Below are 13,135 nucleotides of genomic sequence, written 5' to 3' on the forward strand. Positions count from 1 at the left end.
TGGCGCGATCAATGAAGAGGTCGCGCTGCACATCCTGCAAATATCAAGGAGGCTGCCATGTTTGGCAAAGGCAAATATAGTCTGGAAGGCATTGCAGCCTCGCTTCTGTTCCTTGCCCTGATCACCATTGTCTTGTTACAGGTCTTTGGCCGCATCGCCCCGTTTCCCGCGCCCGTCTGGACCGAAGAGCTGGCCCGATGGATCTGGGTCTGGATGGTCTTTCTGGGCATTGGTGAAGCCGAACGACAGAATGCCCAGCTCAGAATGGGACTCTTTGCTGAATGGATTCTTGGCAAGCACCACTATCTTCTCTACACCGCCGCCGACATGATCTTTCTTGGTGTCATGTTCCATCTCACCTGGATCGGCTACAAGACGGTATTGCGCACCTGGAACAATGAATCGGTGACGCTCTATTTCACGGATGCAGCGCTCTATGCGGCCTTCCCTGTGGCTGCCGTCTTCATCATCCATCGCCTCATCGCTCGCATCCGGCACAATCTGTTTTCCCCTCAACCGGCTGATCCATCCCAAGGTGAGCCCAAGGGAGACCCGTCATGACACTTCTTGTCGTATGCCTCAGTTGGCTTGGAATGGTCTTTGTGGGGGTTCCCATCGGCATTGCCATGATTCTGGTATCCGTCGGCTATTTCTATCATACCGGCATGGGGATGGCCTTTGCGGTCCAGCGCATGGTCGATGGGCTGAACTCCTTTCCCATGCTTGCTGTACCGCTCTTCCTTCTGGCCGCTGCCATCCTCAATTCAGCTGGCATCACCAATCATCTGTTCGGCTTTGCCCGCGCATTGGTCGGCCATATCACCGGTGGCCTCGGGCATGTCAATGTGCTTGCCTCGCTGTTCTTTTCCGGCATGTCCGGCTCTGCAGTGGCCGATGCCGGCGGACTTGGCAAGATGGAAATCAAGGCCATGCGGGATGCAGGCTATGATGACGGGTTTTCAGGATCGGTCACCGCAGCCTCCTCAATGATCGGCCCGCTGGTCCCTCCCAGCATCACCATGGTGCTTTATGGTGTGATAGCCAATACCTCCATCGGCAAGCTGTTTCTGGGTGGCATCGTACCAGGCTTCCTGTGCGCAGCTTCATTGATGATCATGGTCTATCTGATTGCAAAGAAACGCAACTACCCCAAGGATCCGGTCCATTCTCTTCGCGATATTGGCCGACTATTTCTCAAGTCCTTTCCGGCCCTGCTGACCCCTGCCGTGATTGTCGGCGGCATTTTCTCCGGGCTCTTCTCTCCCACGGAAGCTGCAGCAGTCACTGTACTCTATGCCATCCTCATCGATCTGGTGGTCTATAAGGAACTGACCTTGCTGCGCTTCTGGGACGCCATTTATGAAACAACCAGAACCTCGGCAACCATCGGCACCATCATTGCCGGGGTGTCGGTCATGGGCTTCGTTCTTGCGCGCGAACAGGCCCCACAACAGATTGCCGGGCTGTTTCTTTCCTTCGTCGACAGCCCGATCACCTTCCTGATCGCCGTCAACCTGATGATCTTCGTGCTCGGAGCCTTCATCGAAAGTCTGGCCATCCTTCTGATCGTGGTACCCATTCTCATCCCCGTGGCCCTCAGTTTTGCCATCGATCCGGTCCATTTTGGCATCATCGTTGTTCTCAATCTGATGATTTCCACGCTGACCCCTCCCATGGGCATGTCCCTGTTCGTTGTCGCCCAGGTCGGCAACATTCCCTATCACCATCTGGCAAAGGCCATTCTGCCATGGCTCATTCCGCCACTGGTGGTTCTGGCACTGGTCTGCACCTTCCCAATTCTGGCAACAGGCCTTCCAGGCCTGATGAACTGATGAACTGATGGACTGATGGACTGATGGACGCAAGCAAAGGCTGATCAAAATGACAAGTCTGGAACAATTGCAAGGCGGTCTGGTGGTTTCCTGCCAGCCCGTCACAGGCGGAGCCATGGACCGCACCGACATCGTGGTGGCCATGGCTCTGGCCGCCATCGATGGTGGTGCCAATGGCTTGCGCATCGAAGGGGCCAGGAATGTGGCCACCGTGCGTATGGCAACGGACAAGCCGATCATCGGCCTCGTCAAACATGAGGTAGACCGGACCGACGTCAGGATCACCTCACGCCTTTCTGATGTCGAGGCGCTGGTCCATGCCGGGGCCGACATCATTGCCTATGACGCCACGGACCGGCCTCGACAGGATGACCGAGATGTAGTCCTTCACGCCATATTGGCCCATGGCTGCATCGCCATGGCGGATTGCTCCACGTTTGACGATGCTCAACAAGCACTGGATCAAGGTGCACAAATGCTCGGGTCCACCCTCTCGGGCTATACGGCGAAGACCGAAAGCGCAAGCGACAGACCAGATCTTGCTTTGGTCAGCGCGCTTAACAGGCTGGATGCATTTGTTATGGCCGAAGGGCGTTACAACAGCCCGGATCTGGCGGCAGAAGCCTTCATTGCTGGCGCTGACGCCGTGACTGTCGGCAGCGCAATCACCCGTGTGGAGCATATTGTTGGCTGGTTCAAGACAGCCATCGACGAAGCAACCAGAGCTGAGGAGCACGACGATGTTCTGTCCTCTTGAAGATCTCACCGGCTTTGCACTTGATCTGGGTGGCACCAAGACGGCAGCGGCTCGCTTTGAGCAGGGCAAGATCATCACTCGCCATATCATGGCGACAGAAGGTATGAGCAATCCGGCCAAACTGATGGCCCGAAGTTTATCACTCCTCAAGGCAGTCGGTTTTGCACCAAGGGATCCCCTGGGCATCGCAGTCACCGGCCGTATTGATCACGCGGGTTTTTGGCATGCGGTCAATAGCAAGACATTGTCCAGAGTTTCAGCCATTCCTCTTGCCAGCCTTCTCAAATCCACCCTGTTGGTTCAGACGCCAGTGATCAATGACGCGGTCGCCGCCGTTCTGGGGGAATATCATTATGGCGCGGGCGAAGGTTGTCCGGCCCTCGGTTTCATCACAATTTCCACCGGCGTTGGTGGTGCTTTTCTACTCGACGGTAGCCCGATACACTCCCAAAACGGCCTTGCAGGCCATTGCGGTTTCATGTCCAGCTGCCACGCAGACCGTGAATGTGGATCGGGCCGTCGGGCAACGGTCGAATCCATCGCTTCAGGCACAGCCATTGGTCATTATGCAGCAGAAATCGATGCCGAGATCAACAGCGCCCAAAAGGCATTCGATGCCCGATCACATGGCGACATGCGTTTTGAAGGCATAATTGACAGAGCCGCCAGAGCTATTGCCGTTCTTTGCGGCGACCTTGCCGCCATTCTCGGGCTTGAATGCGTGGTCATAGGAGGCAGCGTCGGCTTGGCACCCGGCTTCATGGAACGCATCATCCAGCATCAGGCAGATGAGCCAGCGCTCTTTCGCCCTGTCATCAAGCCATCTCGATTGCAACAAGACAATGTGCTCTATGGTGCCCTCTCTCATGCCCTGGGCTCACCACCAAATTCCAGAAAACGCACGTAACTTCCCGTCGATTGTGCAACTCTTTACGATCAGATGCTGGGAAGATGTGCACAAACCTTTGAACAACCTGCTATTTCAAGGACTCATTGCCTTCCAGGGACTGGGCAAAGCTTTCTTTGGGCAGAAGCTGAAAGCGGGTCTCTGTCATGCTTGCATCCAGAATGCGATCACAGCGAAAGGTCCTTGGGGCGTCTCGCAGATGATCCATGGCCAGCACATACCAGACAGGATAATTGAGCAACAGATAGTGCGCTTCAATGACGCGCTCGCTGACCTTGCCATTGTCAGCGCGATAGCGAATGGTCAGGCAGGTCTGAGTCACAAAGCTCTGATGCAGAGACTGGATGACCGCCTTTTTGGGCGCAGCACTGCTTTCCTGCACAAAGGTCGACGATGTGAGGCCGATCAGGATACGCGCCTTCAACCGATCAATCTTGAAACGCTTGTCGGAAGAAAAAGACGCAACAAGTTGTCGTCTTATCGAGCCCAGATTTGCCAGAAAAATCGGCGACTCCATCTGTTCCGCCACAGCAATGCTGATAAGCAAATCGACAGCTTCGGGATAGCTGAGATTGAGACGTCCGACACCCCAGTGCCGATCCAGCCTAACACCGCCACCACGCCCCCGATCTGCGTCGATGGGAAGCCCTCGCTCCCGCAGCACTTGCAAATCCCGTGTGATGGTTCGCACGCTCACATCAAACTGCTCGGCCAGATCCTTGACCGTGGCCAGCTCATCCTGCTTGAGCTGAGCCGCCAGAAGATCCAGCCTTTTCAATCTGTCATGTGCATTGCTTCGAGCCATCAAACAAATAGGACATAAAGTGTCTTATTTGGCAATAGAGGTGGGGTGACTTGATTGAACAGGAGAGACCAATGTCACCAGTCACCATTCTGGCCCCGATCAAACTGGCAAAGGGCAAAAGCGAGGCCGACCTACGCGCAGCGTCAGAGATTTTCCAGCGAGATTTCGTATGCCATGAGGCAAGCATCTTGCGCCGCGAACTTGTCCGAAAACCGGACGGAACCTATCTGGATATCGTCCAGTTCCGCAGCCATGAAGATTATCTGGATGTCACCAAACGAGAGATGGAGTCACCTGCCTGCGCGGCCTTCTTCTCGGTTATGGATCTCAGTGATTTCGACCCCGATACCGAGATGGACGTCCATGTCACGCTGGAAACGCACTTAGCCTGATCGCACTTCCAATCCTTCATGAGCGATCATCAAGGATCAGGCTCGCCGAATGTGCAGAATTATTGGGTCCTGAGCCTATATCTGGCCGCTTTTTGCATCCACTTTTGCGGGCACATGAAGCGGCTGATATTGCTGGCCATCACGATCACCACGCCATTCACCCCAAGCCCGATCAGATTGAAGAGCGTCGCAAAGATCAGGATCTGCGTTGCAATGGGTCCACGAGCGGGGGAGACAAATTGCGGAAACAGCGCCAGCACGAAGATTGCCATCTTGGGATTGAGCAAGTTGGTCAGTGAGCCAACGTGCATGGCTCCCGTATTTTCTTAAACCAGCACCAGTGGTCTTCGCCTCCGCCAAGCATCACCAGATCAAGCGCCTCGAATAAAATGATATGTCTTGAAATAGGTTTCTCGAAACTCGGCAGGTGAACTTTTTTCCTTTGAACCAACGATGAGAGGAGAAAAGTCAATCTCAACGGGATAGCGGCTAGGCAAATCCAAATCGCTGTTTTTCTTAAAATCACCCACCTCGTCTGTAATAAAAAACAACAAATTACAAATATTCTTGACAATAACCATCAAATCTGCGCCATCGACATCATCTACATCCAATAAAAACTCAGACACCCTATAGAAAAACCCATTTTTAATTTGAAATTTATACATATAACTCAGAGATTCGGAGAGAGACAAATCATAAATGTCTACACCTTCTTTCATCGCCTCATCCCTAGCCATAGTGGAACTATTGGAAGTAAGTAAAAGTGACCCAATAATCTCTTCATTCACCCACGGCTTGCCGATCATAACCTCAAACACTCCGCCTCCCCGATCGTTCGAAGTATTTAGTCCAGAATAAGAAACAGAAATGCTTCCGTCTGCACTGACCGCGCGCTTATCTTTTGGGGCTGGATGAGGCATGGCTTGGGTCCTTGAAGTCAGTAAGAGAGGCAGGAGATCTACAAATCATAAGCTGCATGAAATTTCCAACGTCACCAGCAGGAACGAACGCAACTTATTGATAAAGTTACCAAGGCGTGACTGATGCCTAGCCCTGCTCTTCTTTCTCCTCATCAAGAAAAGCAATGATCTTGTCGATTTCAGATGCCCCCAATTTGGCCTGCATTTCGCGGTCCAGTTCGGCATACATCTGACGAGCCTGCGCAATCAGCTCCTCGCCATGCTCGGTAATCTGAATGATCCGGCTGTTGCGCTTGGCTTTGTTCTCAAGCGTTTCGATATAGCCAAGAGCGGACAGTTCTCGCACCGTCTTGTGAACCGCCTGCCGCGAGAGGTTCAGCCGCCGTGCCACTTCAGAGGCAAAATTGTCATCGCAATCCAGAACTGAGACGAAAGCCACATGGGCGGGCGTCAAATCGGCAAAGCCACGCGCAGCCAATCCCTCGATCAACCAGACCACCTGCCGCGTCTGATATCTGGCAATTGCCTGACTGAGCCTGAGCGCCTGACTATCGACCATCACCAGACCAGTACGTGGCGATCTTGTACCATTGGTTGACAAGACTATCCTCCTTCATTATTGTCAATTTAGTTGACAAGAATCGAGGACATAATGCAAGAGCAATCCATGTTGCGAGCGCTGCTGCTTGTCAATTCCGCCTCCTGTGCGGTCTTTGGCGGCCTGTTTCTCGCCTATCCTGTGGGTAGTGCCGCCTTCATCGGCACCATCCCGCCCATCATCGTCACCAGCCTTGGCGCCCTTCTGGCCATCAATGCCATCCTGCTGGTGCTGACAGCCTGGCGCTGGTACGCCCAGCCCAAAGCCGTCGCCTTCTTCATATTGGGAGATGCAAGCTGGGTTCTGGGCACCCTTGCCCTGCTCGCATCCAACTTCTGGATTCAGGGCACAGCCGCCATCTGGTCGTCTCTTATAGTCGCCATCATGGTGGGCACATTAGGCTATGGACAATATCATTTTGGCCTGCGCAAGAAACAAGTAAGACAGCTAATTGAACAGCCAGAAAGCACAGGTTTGCCTTAACCCCTTTCCTACATGGATCTCCAGCGATATGGTGGGGGCAACCACTACACGACAAGGTTGCAAAATGGGTGAAATTTATAAAACAGCTGCAAGTCTACGTATTATGGGGGACGAGCTAGATCCAGAAAAAATCACTGAACTGATCGGCAAAGCACCTAGCTCGGTTAGAAAAAAGGGTGCCCCATTCAACACTCCTAATGGCAAGCAACTGATTGCTAGAACCGGATCTTGGAGCATATCAGCCGAAACAAAATCTCCCGGAGATATTGATAGTCAAGTCACGGAAATATTAGAAGGAACCACTTCTAATATGGCTGTATGGCTGGAGTTGTCAAAGAAGTTTAAGGTAGAAATCTTTGGTGGCTTTTTTCTCGGAGACTACAACGAAGGGCTTACCATTTCTTCAAAAACCATGTTGCTTCTTGGAGAAAGAGGAATCCAATTGGATATGGACATTTACGGGGCGAACTAACCCCAAACAGAACAAACACAATCCTTTTTAAACGCTGCTTCATAAGATGTTCAAAGTTTGAAACCCACATCCCATTTCTTCAAACCAAATCGCCACCGCAAACAGGCACCACAGATCAGCAATCCGTTCACGACACTATAACAAACAAAGGCATTGTATTGCATTTGTTCCCGGTTTAGTCTCACGACAAACAGGGAGATAGGCAATGTCAGCAATCAGTCACATCACGCTTGGCACCAACGATATCGAACGGGCCGGAAAATTCTATGATGAAGTTCTGGGCCTGCTTGGTTTCGACCGTCTGCCCAAACCACCGGGCAAGCCGCCCGCTTATGAAAAAGACGGCATGCCAACGATCTATATATATCCGCCAGAAGATGGACGGCCTGCCACTTGGGGCAATGGAACGCATATTGCCTTCATCGCAGACACCAGAGAAACCGTCAAAGCGTTCCATGCATCTGCCTTGCGCCTTGGCGGAAGCTGCGCCGGAGAACCAGGTCCGCGCCCACATTACGGCGAAAATTATTATGCCGCCTATATTCGCGACCCGGATGGCAACAAGCTCCAGGCCGTCTGCTATTCCGTAACGGACCAGGCTCATGAACCTGAAGAGTGACTTTGAGAAATATGGTCGGGTATGGCTTCGAAATGCCTTATCCGAAAACGAGCTTTCCTATTTGGATGAAGCAGCTGACACACAGGTGAAAGCAGCGCATACCGCCATCTGGCCCTCTCTTATTATGGCCATCATGGTCGGCACATTGGCCTATGGCCAACACCATTTTGGTTTGCGGAGGGAAAAGTTCGGGACAGGGGCATATGAGCATTAAAACGCAAGAATTGCATTGAACCCACTTTGACAAGTACAGCATGTTGTAGGAATGTCCGGTGCGCGCTACGAGACGCGGCCGTCGCTTCAGGACTTGAAGGAATTTTTAATTTCAGCGATTAGTTCGCGCACCGATTTGGGCGGCTTTCCTTTATAGGGATGAACCGCGAAAACAGGTTTGGACGCAAAGCTGTATTCTGGCAGGACGGACACCAGCCGACCGTGCTGCAGATCGGCCTTTACGACAAAATCCGGCAACACGGCAACGCCCATTCCGATCCGGGTCAGAGCGGCTATGGCTTCAACCGTGTTGACTGTCACCGTTGGATGACAAGTGATTTCGATCTCGTGTTGAGATGTTACATGATAAAGCTGATGTTTAGGGATGCTTGTCTGCCGGGCATGGGCAATGTAAGGCAATGTGAGTGCCAGGGATGTCGCGTTACTGCTCACTTTCAGATCCGCACCCTCCAAAAGGTCTGGTGTCGCACAGAGAACGTCGTTCAATGTTCCCACCCGCTGCGCGCGAAAATCGCTATCGGGCAATTCACCGACCGTGATCGACATGTCTAGTTTCTCATCCAGCAAATCAAGGCGTTTGTCATCGTTGATCAGGAATGGCTCCAGTCCGGGATACCGCAGAAGCAGGCGTTGAATGGCTGGCGCGATGATATCCGTGATCATCGCATGGGGCGCAGTTAGCCTAATTGGACCTGTCGGCACGGTTTCACTGGCGCGCACCTGTTTGAGGGCAGTGTCCGCGATGGACCGCATCGCCTGTGTGTGTTCCAACAATAGACTACCTTTGTGGGTCAGCGCCATTCGGCGGGTTGTCCGGTGGATAAGGGAAATGCCCAGAGACGCTTCCAGAGACGAAAGATGATGGCTGATGCTGGATTTTGCCATACCAAGCCGATCGGCGGCCGCAGTAATGGAGCCAGCTTCAGCCACGGCCAGAAAAGTGCGTATTTGCGGTGAAAACATATCTATCATTGTTCGATTATATCGAACAAATAAAACTAAATCCATATGTTTTTCGGGCGAATGACAAGCCTTAGCTTCGGAGAAGTTCATTGAAAGGAATATCAAAATGCTCAAACGCAAAGCTAACTCTCTGATTTCTGCAGCAGTCACCGCACTTGCCCTATCGTCTCCCGCATTGGCGGCAGATCAAACACATTTTACCTTTGTTCATTCCGCCTGGATGGGCGGATGGCAATGGCAGTCTCTGACCCAAGAACTTGGAGCTGGAGCTGGATACGCCACGCCGGATCTCCCTGCGCATGGCAGCGATGCAAGCGATCCATCGGACGCTACGCTGGCAGCCTATGCGGAACGCATTGTCGAGGAGATTGATGCCCAAGAAGGGACGACGATCCTGGTTGGGCACAGCTTTGGAGGGGTGGTTGCCAGCCAAGTAGCAGAGATGCGGCCTGAAAAGATTGATGCGCTGGTATATGTCTGCGCATTCATGTTGCCCAATGACACCTCATTCATGGATGCAATTGCCGGTGTCAGCACGTCGCAGGCGTTGAACAATCTGAAGTTTTCTGCGGATGGCAAAACCGTGACAATCAAGGAAGATGCGTTGCATGGTGCAGTCGGCCACGATGTTCCGCTGGATGTCTTCTCTGCAGCAGGCCCACATCTGGTACCCGAGCCGGTAGGGCCACTTGGCGAAACCTTGAACCTGACTGAAACTGGCTACGGCAGTGTGCCGAGATACTATATCGAGTGCACCGATGACCGAGCGCTGCCTATCGAACAACAAAGGGCCATGTATGGCGCTCAGGAGGTCGAATTCGTCTATTCCCTAACCACAAGCCATTTACCAATGTTCAGCGACGTGAGCGGATTGTCAGCCGCGTTGCAAGATATTGCAGGACGTGAGCGAGTGCGCAAGGCAACTCGGCAGGCCAGCCAGGCGTGGCAGGATGCGTTCAACGCAGGCGATGCCGCTGCGGCGACCGCACTTTATGAACCGGACGCTCTGATGGTGGCCGACCCATTCGGTCGCTTCACCGGCCACACGCAAATCGAAGCATTTTGGACCGATTTGATCGGCAAAGGCGCCGCCAATGTGGAGTATTTCAATACACGTCTTGAGGTGTTGGATGCCAAATCAGCCCGTGTGTCATCTCAATGGCGTATGAATGTTGCCAGCGGAGTCATTACGAATGAGTTGTGGGTCATGCAGAAAGACAGCACGATGCGCCTACGCGAAGACCACTTCTCCGCACAATAAGCCATACTGAACTGACCTTGCGGTAATCTCCGGGCAACCGGCCCCGCAAGGTCTTATCTCAAACCGGACACCCACTCATTTTCGATGAATGTCTGGTTTGTCCCGCTCTTCAAACATATTTCATTACCGAAAGCGAGCAGGTGCAGCCAATAGCGGGGTATGGGCTGCAATCGTAGCATCCCAAACAAGTGAGCAACGGCTATTGTTCAGCAATCTTCCTGGTTCGCGCTGCAAAACCCTTTAACTGATTGAAGGTTATGACGCAAACAGTCTGAGAAAATTCTTGCGTCACTCAGCCATCGCCCCGGTCATTCCAGGCCGCTCCAATCCCAAGCAACATGGACGCAACACGGGAAAGCTAGCTGGCCAGATCCGAATTCAAATAGGATATCTGCAGCAAGAGTAGTCATTTGATTGCAATATTTTTGCAGTGCTCAACCGGCCAGATAGAGGAGGCTTGTGAAAGAACTAGAACTGTGCCACCTTCAACTATAACTTCGATCACATACTGACTATTATTTTAGACCAATCTCATTTGGATACGCGACATGAAGAAGCTAGACTGGACAGGTATTACATTTGCCGTAGTTTTTGGATTAGGTAGTCTTCTTATTTCTCAAGCGCATGCAGGACCCAATTGCTCTGGTAGGAGTATCGAGAGACTTAAGATCACGCCCTATAAGGGAAAGACTGGTTTCGCCGCAATTGCTTCCAATCAAAATGGAAAGGGATGTGGCTATTCATTTGGGGCAAGCAGCCGCGCGAATGCTAAAAAAACCGCTCTGGAATATTGCAAACATCATTCCAAAAAACATACATCCAATATCAAATGTGTTGTGACTGACGTTAAGTGAAACCCATTCACCTGACAGGCCATGAGTCTGCATCATGCAGCTATCACTCACGCTTGCATTGCCCAGCAGCATCCCTGTTTCTCGCCCAATCTCCCGGTTACCCTTTCCAAGAGTATCAAAATCATCACCGGGCAAAAGTCAGCTTTGTCAGCATTCCAGACCTTGACTGCCCCTTGACAGGTTCAGCACTATCTTTCACCTAAAACGGATCTCAGGGCATCATTGGTAAAGTCGGCGGCATCGCGGTTGGCGATATGCCCGGCCTTCGGGATCACAATGAGCTTTGAATGCTTGATCGCCTTGGTCATCTCTGCGGCCCAGTCATGCGTTGCCTTGTTCTTCTCACCAATCATCACGGTCACAGGCATCCGTAAATGCGCCAGATGGGGGCGGCCATCATAAGCGAGAGCCACACGCATGACAGAATGGATATTGGATGAGGTCATGCGAGCGATGGCGCTTTTGATATAGTCGGCTGCGCCAGCAGTTTCAGCTCCCATTTGCCGCCCGGGAAGCATGACCAGCAATTTTGGCGGAACCAGTCTGAGGAGATTGATCATGACACGGGCAAAGAGTCGGACAACAGGATGATCACTCACACGGGGAACGGATTCGATCATCACAAGATGTGTGACACCATCGGGCCTGCGAGACGCCAGTTCCAAGGCGACCATACCGCCAAGCGATAACCCGACGACTGAATATCGGCGCACACCGCGCTCTGCCAGTTGCCTCTCTATCCAGTCCGCCATTTGCTCGACGCTATCAACCGCCGCAACACCTCCATGTCCTGGCAAGTTGGGCGCAATGACGCGGTGCGTCGTCTCAAACGAGGATATTTGCGGATCCCAAAGGCGATTATCAACGCCAGCACCATGCAGGAGGACAACAACCGGCCCGGTCCCTCTATCGATGAAATCTGACATACCTAAATCCGGTGATGGCTCCGCAAAACCTGAGATGCTTCTCACATATGATTGAAATGGTGCAGCCAGCATTCATCGACAAATTTTTCCATACCATCCGGGATATGGGCAACCGACCAATCCGACCCGGCAAAGTCCTGCAGACTTTCAACGCTATCCCAAACCGAGATCATGGCATATTCATCGGGAGCCAGAGAGGTCGGGCCTCCAACCGTCACTTGCTTGCATCCGGAACAGTCCGCAACAGAAGCCCGTGCCACAGTCTGGAACAACGGCTCGAATGCCTCGCGCAGTTCAGGTTTGATACGCACTCGATATATACGTGTGATCATGTTTTCTCTCCTGTCTGAACAAGACCATATCGTGGCTGGATTTGAAACAAGGAACTATATCCAAATCTGTTTTGTCCGAAGCAAATCATCATGCACCTCGTCACAAAGCCAAAAGGGCCAAGCCATGACTGGCTTGACCCTGCTTGGTCGAATGTCTGATGGATGGGCGAAGTGGGAAGAGTGGAAAAGCAAGCCTGTCAATAAGGAGCAATCACGACAAGCTTATTCAAACAAAGTGAAAGGGATGACTGTAGCGGGGCTGGAGCGTGGTCTCGAAAACAGGCACGATTTTCGAAATAAGAAGACGCTCAAGCAAAGTATTGTTAACGCGGCCCGGCTATGGCTGCGAGATCGTGATGAATGTCGGCAAGGCTGTCCTGCAAGGATCGATAGGCCTGTCTTGTCTGCGGGTCTTTGTAAAGGGTTGGAAAATGCATCTCACTGAGGTGCGCAAAGGCGCAATCCAAATGAAACGAAAGATTGTAAAGCTGCTGTTCGGTTGGTGTTTGCGGATCGAGTTCTTTCATGAATGATGCTCCAAAAAAACGTGAGCCAGGATTGAATTCAAGAATTATGTTCTCATTTTGTTCTATAGAACATATCACTCTGTTTCATACAAGGCAAATGGGGCAGAAATTTAATCACGGTTAATTACGGGGAAAACAATTTCACTAATAATTATAAATACTTATTTCATTTTTCAGCAAAAAACAATCGTCAAAAATTCTCTCAAACCATCTCACTTCACAGGCATGATTTTCTTGCTGAATTTTCATG

The 13,135-nt window shown here is 51.9% G+C and carries 19 protein-coding genes and 1 pseudogene; 12 read left to right on the forward strand and 8 right to left on the reverse strand.

What is annotated here, in order from left to right; genetic code table 11:
• Positions 1–57 precede the first annotated feature (57 nt).
• From CRO57_RS12190 to CRO57_RS12205, 4 genes are read left to right on the forward strand one after another with little or no spacing between them, the layout of a single operon-like run.
• Positions 58–561: a TRAP transporter small permease gene (locus CRO57_RS12190; protein WP_097153717.1), complete on the forward strand. Its 504-nt coding sequence runs from the start codon at positions 58–60 to the stop codon at positions 559–561.
• Complete coding sequence (locus CRO57_RS12195) at positions 558–1,832, forward strand: TRAP transporter large permease (RefSeq protein WP_097153718.1); 1,275 nt, start codon at positions 558–560, stop codon at positions 1,830–1,832. The genes CRO57_RS12190 and CRO57_RS12195 overlap by 4 nt, the downstream gene beginning before the upstream one ends.
• Positions 1,833–1,881: 49 nt before the next feature.
• A complete protein-coding gene (locus CRO57_RS12200) occupies positions 1,882–2,589 on the forward strand; it encodes an N-acetylmannosamine-6-phosphate 2-epimerase (protein WP_097153719.1) in 708 nt (235 codons plus the stop codon).
• Positions 2,573–3,496, forward strand: coding sequence for an ROK family protein (locus CRO57_RS12205; protein WP_097153720.1), 924 nt, complete (start codon positions 2,573–2,575; stop codon positions 3,494–3,496). Before CRO57_RS12200 ends, CRO57_RS12205 begins: the two co-directional genes overlap by 17 nt.
• Positions 3,497–3,566: 70 nt before the next feature.
• Here the strand turns inward: CRO57_RS12205 and CRO57_RS12210 are convergent, their stop codons facing one another.
• Positions 3,567–4,301 carry a helix-turn-helix transcriptional regulator gene (locus CRO57_RS12210; RefSeq protein WP_170956070.1) on the reverse strand — a complete coding sequence of 245 codons (735 nt, stop codon included), beginning with the start codon at positions 4,299–4,301 and terminating at the stop codon, positions 3,567–3,569.
• Between the two features lie 71 nt (positions 4,302–4,372).
• Here CRO57_RS12210 and CRO57_RS12215 point away from each other — a divergent pair, with 71 nt between their 5' ends.
• Positions 4,373–4,693 (forward strand): hypothetical protein, encoded by a 321-nt coding sequence (locus tag CRO57_RS12215; RefSeq protein WP_097153721.1) that lies wholly within the window; start codon positions 4,373–4,375, stop codon positions 4,691–4,693.
• A gap of 59 nt (positions 4,694–4,752) precedes the next feature.
• Here the strand turns inward: CRO57_RS12215 and CRO57_RS12220 are convergent, their stop codons facing one another.
• From CRO57_RS12220 to CRO57_RS12230, 3 genes are all read right to left on the reverse strand, one after another.
• A complete protein-coding gene (locus CRO57_RS12220) occupies positions 4,753–5,004 on the reverse strand; it encodes a LysE family translocator (RefSeq protein WP_141401236.1) in 252 nt (83 codons plus the stop codon).
• A 60-nt stretch (positions 5,005–5,064) separates the two neighbouring features.
• Positions 5,065–5,616, reverse strand: a complete 552-nt coding sequence (locus tag CRO57_RS12225; RefSeq protein WP_097153722.1) for a hypothetical protein — start codon at positions 5,614–5,616, stop codon at positions 5,065–5,067.
• A 127-nt stretch (positions 5,617–5,743) separates the two neighbouring features.
• On the reverse strand, positions 5,744–6,217 hold the full coding sequence (locus CRO57_RS12230; RefSeq protein ID WP_097153723.1) for a MarR family winged helix-turn-helix transcriptional regulator: 474 nt from the start codon (positions 6,215–6,217) through the stop codon (positions 5,744–5,746).
• A 66-nt stretch (positions 6,218–6,283) separates the two neighbouring features.
• Between CRO57_RS12230 and CRO57_RS12235 the strand changes: the two genes are divergently transcribed.
• The 4 genes from CRO57_RS12235 (at position 6,284) to CRO57_RS12250 (ending at position 8,002) form a co-directional block, all read left to right on the forward strand.
• Positions 6,284–6,697 (forward strand): hypothetical protein, encoded by a 414-nt coding sequence (locus tag CRO57_RS12235; protein WP_141401237.1) that lies wholly within the window; start codon positions 6,284–6,286, stop codon positions 6,695–6,697.
• Positions 6,698–6,761: 64 nt separating this feature from the next.
• Positions 6,762–7,169, forward strand: coding sequence for a DUF4279 domain-containing protein (locus tag CRO57_RS12240; protein WP_170956071.1), 408 nt, complete (start codon positions 6,762–6,764; stop codon positions 7,167–7,169).
• Positions 7,170–7,374: 205 nt separating this feature from the next.
• A complete protein-coding gene (locus CRO57_RS12245) occupies positions 7,375–7,788 on the forward strand; it encodes a VOC family protein (RefSeq protein WP_097153726.1) in 414 nt (137 codons plus the stop codon).
• Complete coding sequence (locus CRO57_RS12250) at positions 7,772–8,002, forward strand: hypothetical protein (RefSeq protein WP_097153727.1); 231 nt, start codon at positions 7,772–7,774, stop codon at positions 8,000–8,002. Before CRO57_RS12245 ends, CRO57_RS12250 begins: the two co-directional genes overlap by 17 nt.
• An 86-nt stretch (positions 8,003–8,088) precedes the next feature.
• Here CRO57_RS12250 and CRO57_RS12255 read toward each other — a convergent pair whose 3' ends face one another.
• Positions 8,089–8,985 carry a LysR family transcriptional regulator gene (locus tag CRO57_RS12255; protein ID WP_170956072.1) on the reverse strand — a complete coding sequence of 299 codons (897 nt, stop codon included), beginning with the start codon at positions 8,983–8,985 and terminating at the stop codon, positions 8,089–8,091.
• A 106-nt stretch (positions 8,986–9,091) separates the two neighbouring features.
• Between CRO57_RS12255 and CRO57_RS12260 the strand changes: the two genes are divergently transcribed.
• From CRO57_RS12260 to CRO57_RS24395, 3 genes and pseudogenes are all read left to right on the forward strand, one after another.
• Entirely contained in the window at positions 9,092–10,246 is a 1,155-nt protein-coding gene (locus CRO57_RS12260) for an alpha/beta fold hydrolase (RefSeq protein ID WP_097153729.1), read from the forward strand.
• Between the two features lie 250 nt (positions 10,247–10,496).
• Positions 10,497–10,583 (forward strand): annotated as a pseudogene (locus CRO57_RS25135) (IS5/IS1182 family transposase); the annotation flags it as partial.
• Positions 10,584–10,794: 211 nt separating this feature from the next.
• Positions 10,795–11,100: a DUF4189 domain-containing protein gene (locus CRO57_RS24395; RefSeq protein ID WP_141401238.1), complete on the forward strand. Its 306-nt coding sequence runs from the start codon at positions 10,795–10,797 to the stop codon at positions 11,098–11,100.
• A gap of 188 nt (positions 11,101–11,288) precedes the next feature.
• Here the strand turns inward: CRO57_RS24395 and CRO57_RS12270 are convergent, their stop codons facing one another.
• From CRO57_RS12270 to CRO57_RS24400, 3 genes are all read right to left on the reverse strand, one after another.
• On the reverse strand, positions 11,289–12,026 hold the full coding sequence (locus CRO57_RS12270; protein ID WP_170956073.1) for an alpha/beta fold hydrolase: 738 nt from the start codon (positions 12,024–12,026) through the stop codon (positions 11,289–11,291).
• A gap of 41 nt (positions 12,027–12,067) precedes the next feature.
• Positions 12,068–12,358 (reverse strand): antibiotic biosynthesis monooxygenase family protein, encoded by a 291-nt coding sequence (locus CRO57_RS12275; RefSeq protein WP_097153732.1) that lies wholly within the window; start codon positions 12,356–12,358, stop codon positions 12,068–12,070.
• Between the two features lie 323 nt (positions 12,359–12,681).
• On the reverse strand, positions 12,682–12,885 hold the full coding sequence (locus CRO57_RS24400) for a hypothetical protein (protein ID WP_141401239.1): 204 nt from the start codon (positions 12,883–12,885) through the stop codon (positions 12,682–12,684).
• Positions 12,886–13,135 lie beyond the last annotated feature (250 nt).

This window comes from Cohaesibacter gelatinilyticus, from assembly GCF_900215605.1.
Classification (GTDB): Bacteria; Pseudomonadota; Alphaproteobacteria; order Rhizobiales; family Cohaesibacteraceae; genus Cohaesibacter; species Cohaesibacter gelatinilyticus.

Bases quoted from the DNA above. Each gene is read 5' to 3' on its own strand.
- CRO57_RS12190 (WP_097153717.1), top strand. From the start codon at position 58: ATGTTTGGCAAAGGCAAATATAGTCTGGAAGGCATTGCAGCCTCGCTT.
- CRO57_RS12235 (WP_141401237.1), top strand. From the start codon at position 6,284: ATGTTGCGAGCGCTGCTGCTTGTCAATTCCGCCTCCTGTGCGGTCTTT.
- CRO57_RS12215 (WP_097153721.1), top strand. From the start codon at position 4,373: ATGTCACCAGTCACCATTCTGGCCCCGATCAAACTGGCAAAGGGCAAA.
- CRO57_RS12275 (WP_097153732.1), bottom strand. From the start codon at position 12,358: ATGATCACACGTATATATCGAGTGCGTATCAAACCTGAACTGCGCGAG.
- CRO57_RS12245 (WP_097153726.1), top strand. From the start codon at position 7,375: ATGTCAGCAATCAGTCACATCACGCTTGGCACCAACGATATCGAACGG.
- CRO57_RS12250 (WP_097153727.1), top strand. From the start codon at position 7,772: ATGAACCTGAAGAGTGACTTTGAGAAATATGGTCGGGTATGGCTTCGA.
- CRO57_RS12260 (WP_097153729.1), top strand. From the start codon at position 9,092: ATGCTCAAACGCAAAGCTAACTCTCTGATTTCTGCAGCAGTCACCGCA.
- CRO57_RS12270 (WP_170956073.1), bottom strand. From the start codon at position 12,026: ATGTCAGATTTCATCGATAGAGGGACCGGGCCGGTTGTTGTCCTCCTG.
- CRO57_RS24395 (WP_141401238.1), top strand. From the start codon at position 10,795: ATGAAGAAGCTAGACTGGACAGGTATTACATTTGCCGTAGTTTTTGGA.
- CRO57_RS12240 (WP_170956071.1), top strand. From the start codon at position 6,762: ATGGGTGAAATTTATAAAACAGCTGCAAGTCTACGTATTATGGGGGAC.
- CRO57_RS12225 (WP_097153722.1), bottom strand. From the start codon at position 5,616: ATGCCTCATCCAGCCCCAAAAGATAAGCGCGCGGTCAGTGCAGACGGA.
- CRO57_RS12195 (WP_097153718.1), top strand. From the start codon at position 558: ATGACACTTCTTGTCGTATGCCTCAGTTGGCTTGGAATGGTCTTTGTG.
- CRO57_RS12255 (WP_170956072.1), bottom strand. From the start codon at position 8,985: ATGTTTTCACCGCAAATACGCACTTTTCTGGCCGTGGCTGAAGCTGGC.
- CRO57_RS12210 (WP_170956070.1), bottom strand. From the start codon at position 4,301: ATGGCTCGAAGCAATGCACATGACAGATTGAAAAGGCTGGATCTTCTG.
- CRO57_RS24400 (WP_141401239.1), bottom strand. From the start codon at position 12,885: ATGAAAGAACTCGATCCGCAAACACCAACCGAACAGCAGCTTTACAAT.
- CRO57_RS12200 (WP_097153719.1), top strand. From the start codon at position 1,882: ATGACAAGTCTGGAACAATTGCAAGGCGGTCTGGTGGTTTCCTGCCAG.
- CRO57_RS12220 (WP_141401236.1), bottom strand. From the start codon at position 5,004: ATGCACGTTGGCTCACTGACCAACTTGCTCAATCCCAAGATGGCAATC.
- CRO57_RS12205 (WP_097153720.1), top strand. From the start codon at position 2,573: ATGTTCTGTCCTCTTGAAGATCTCACCGGCTTTGCACTTGATCTGGGT.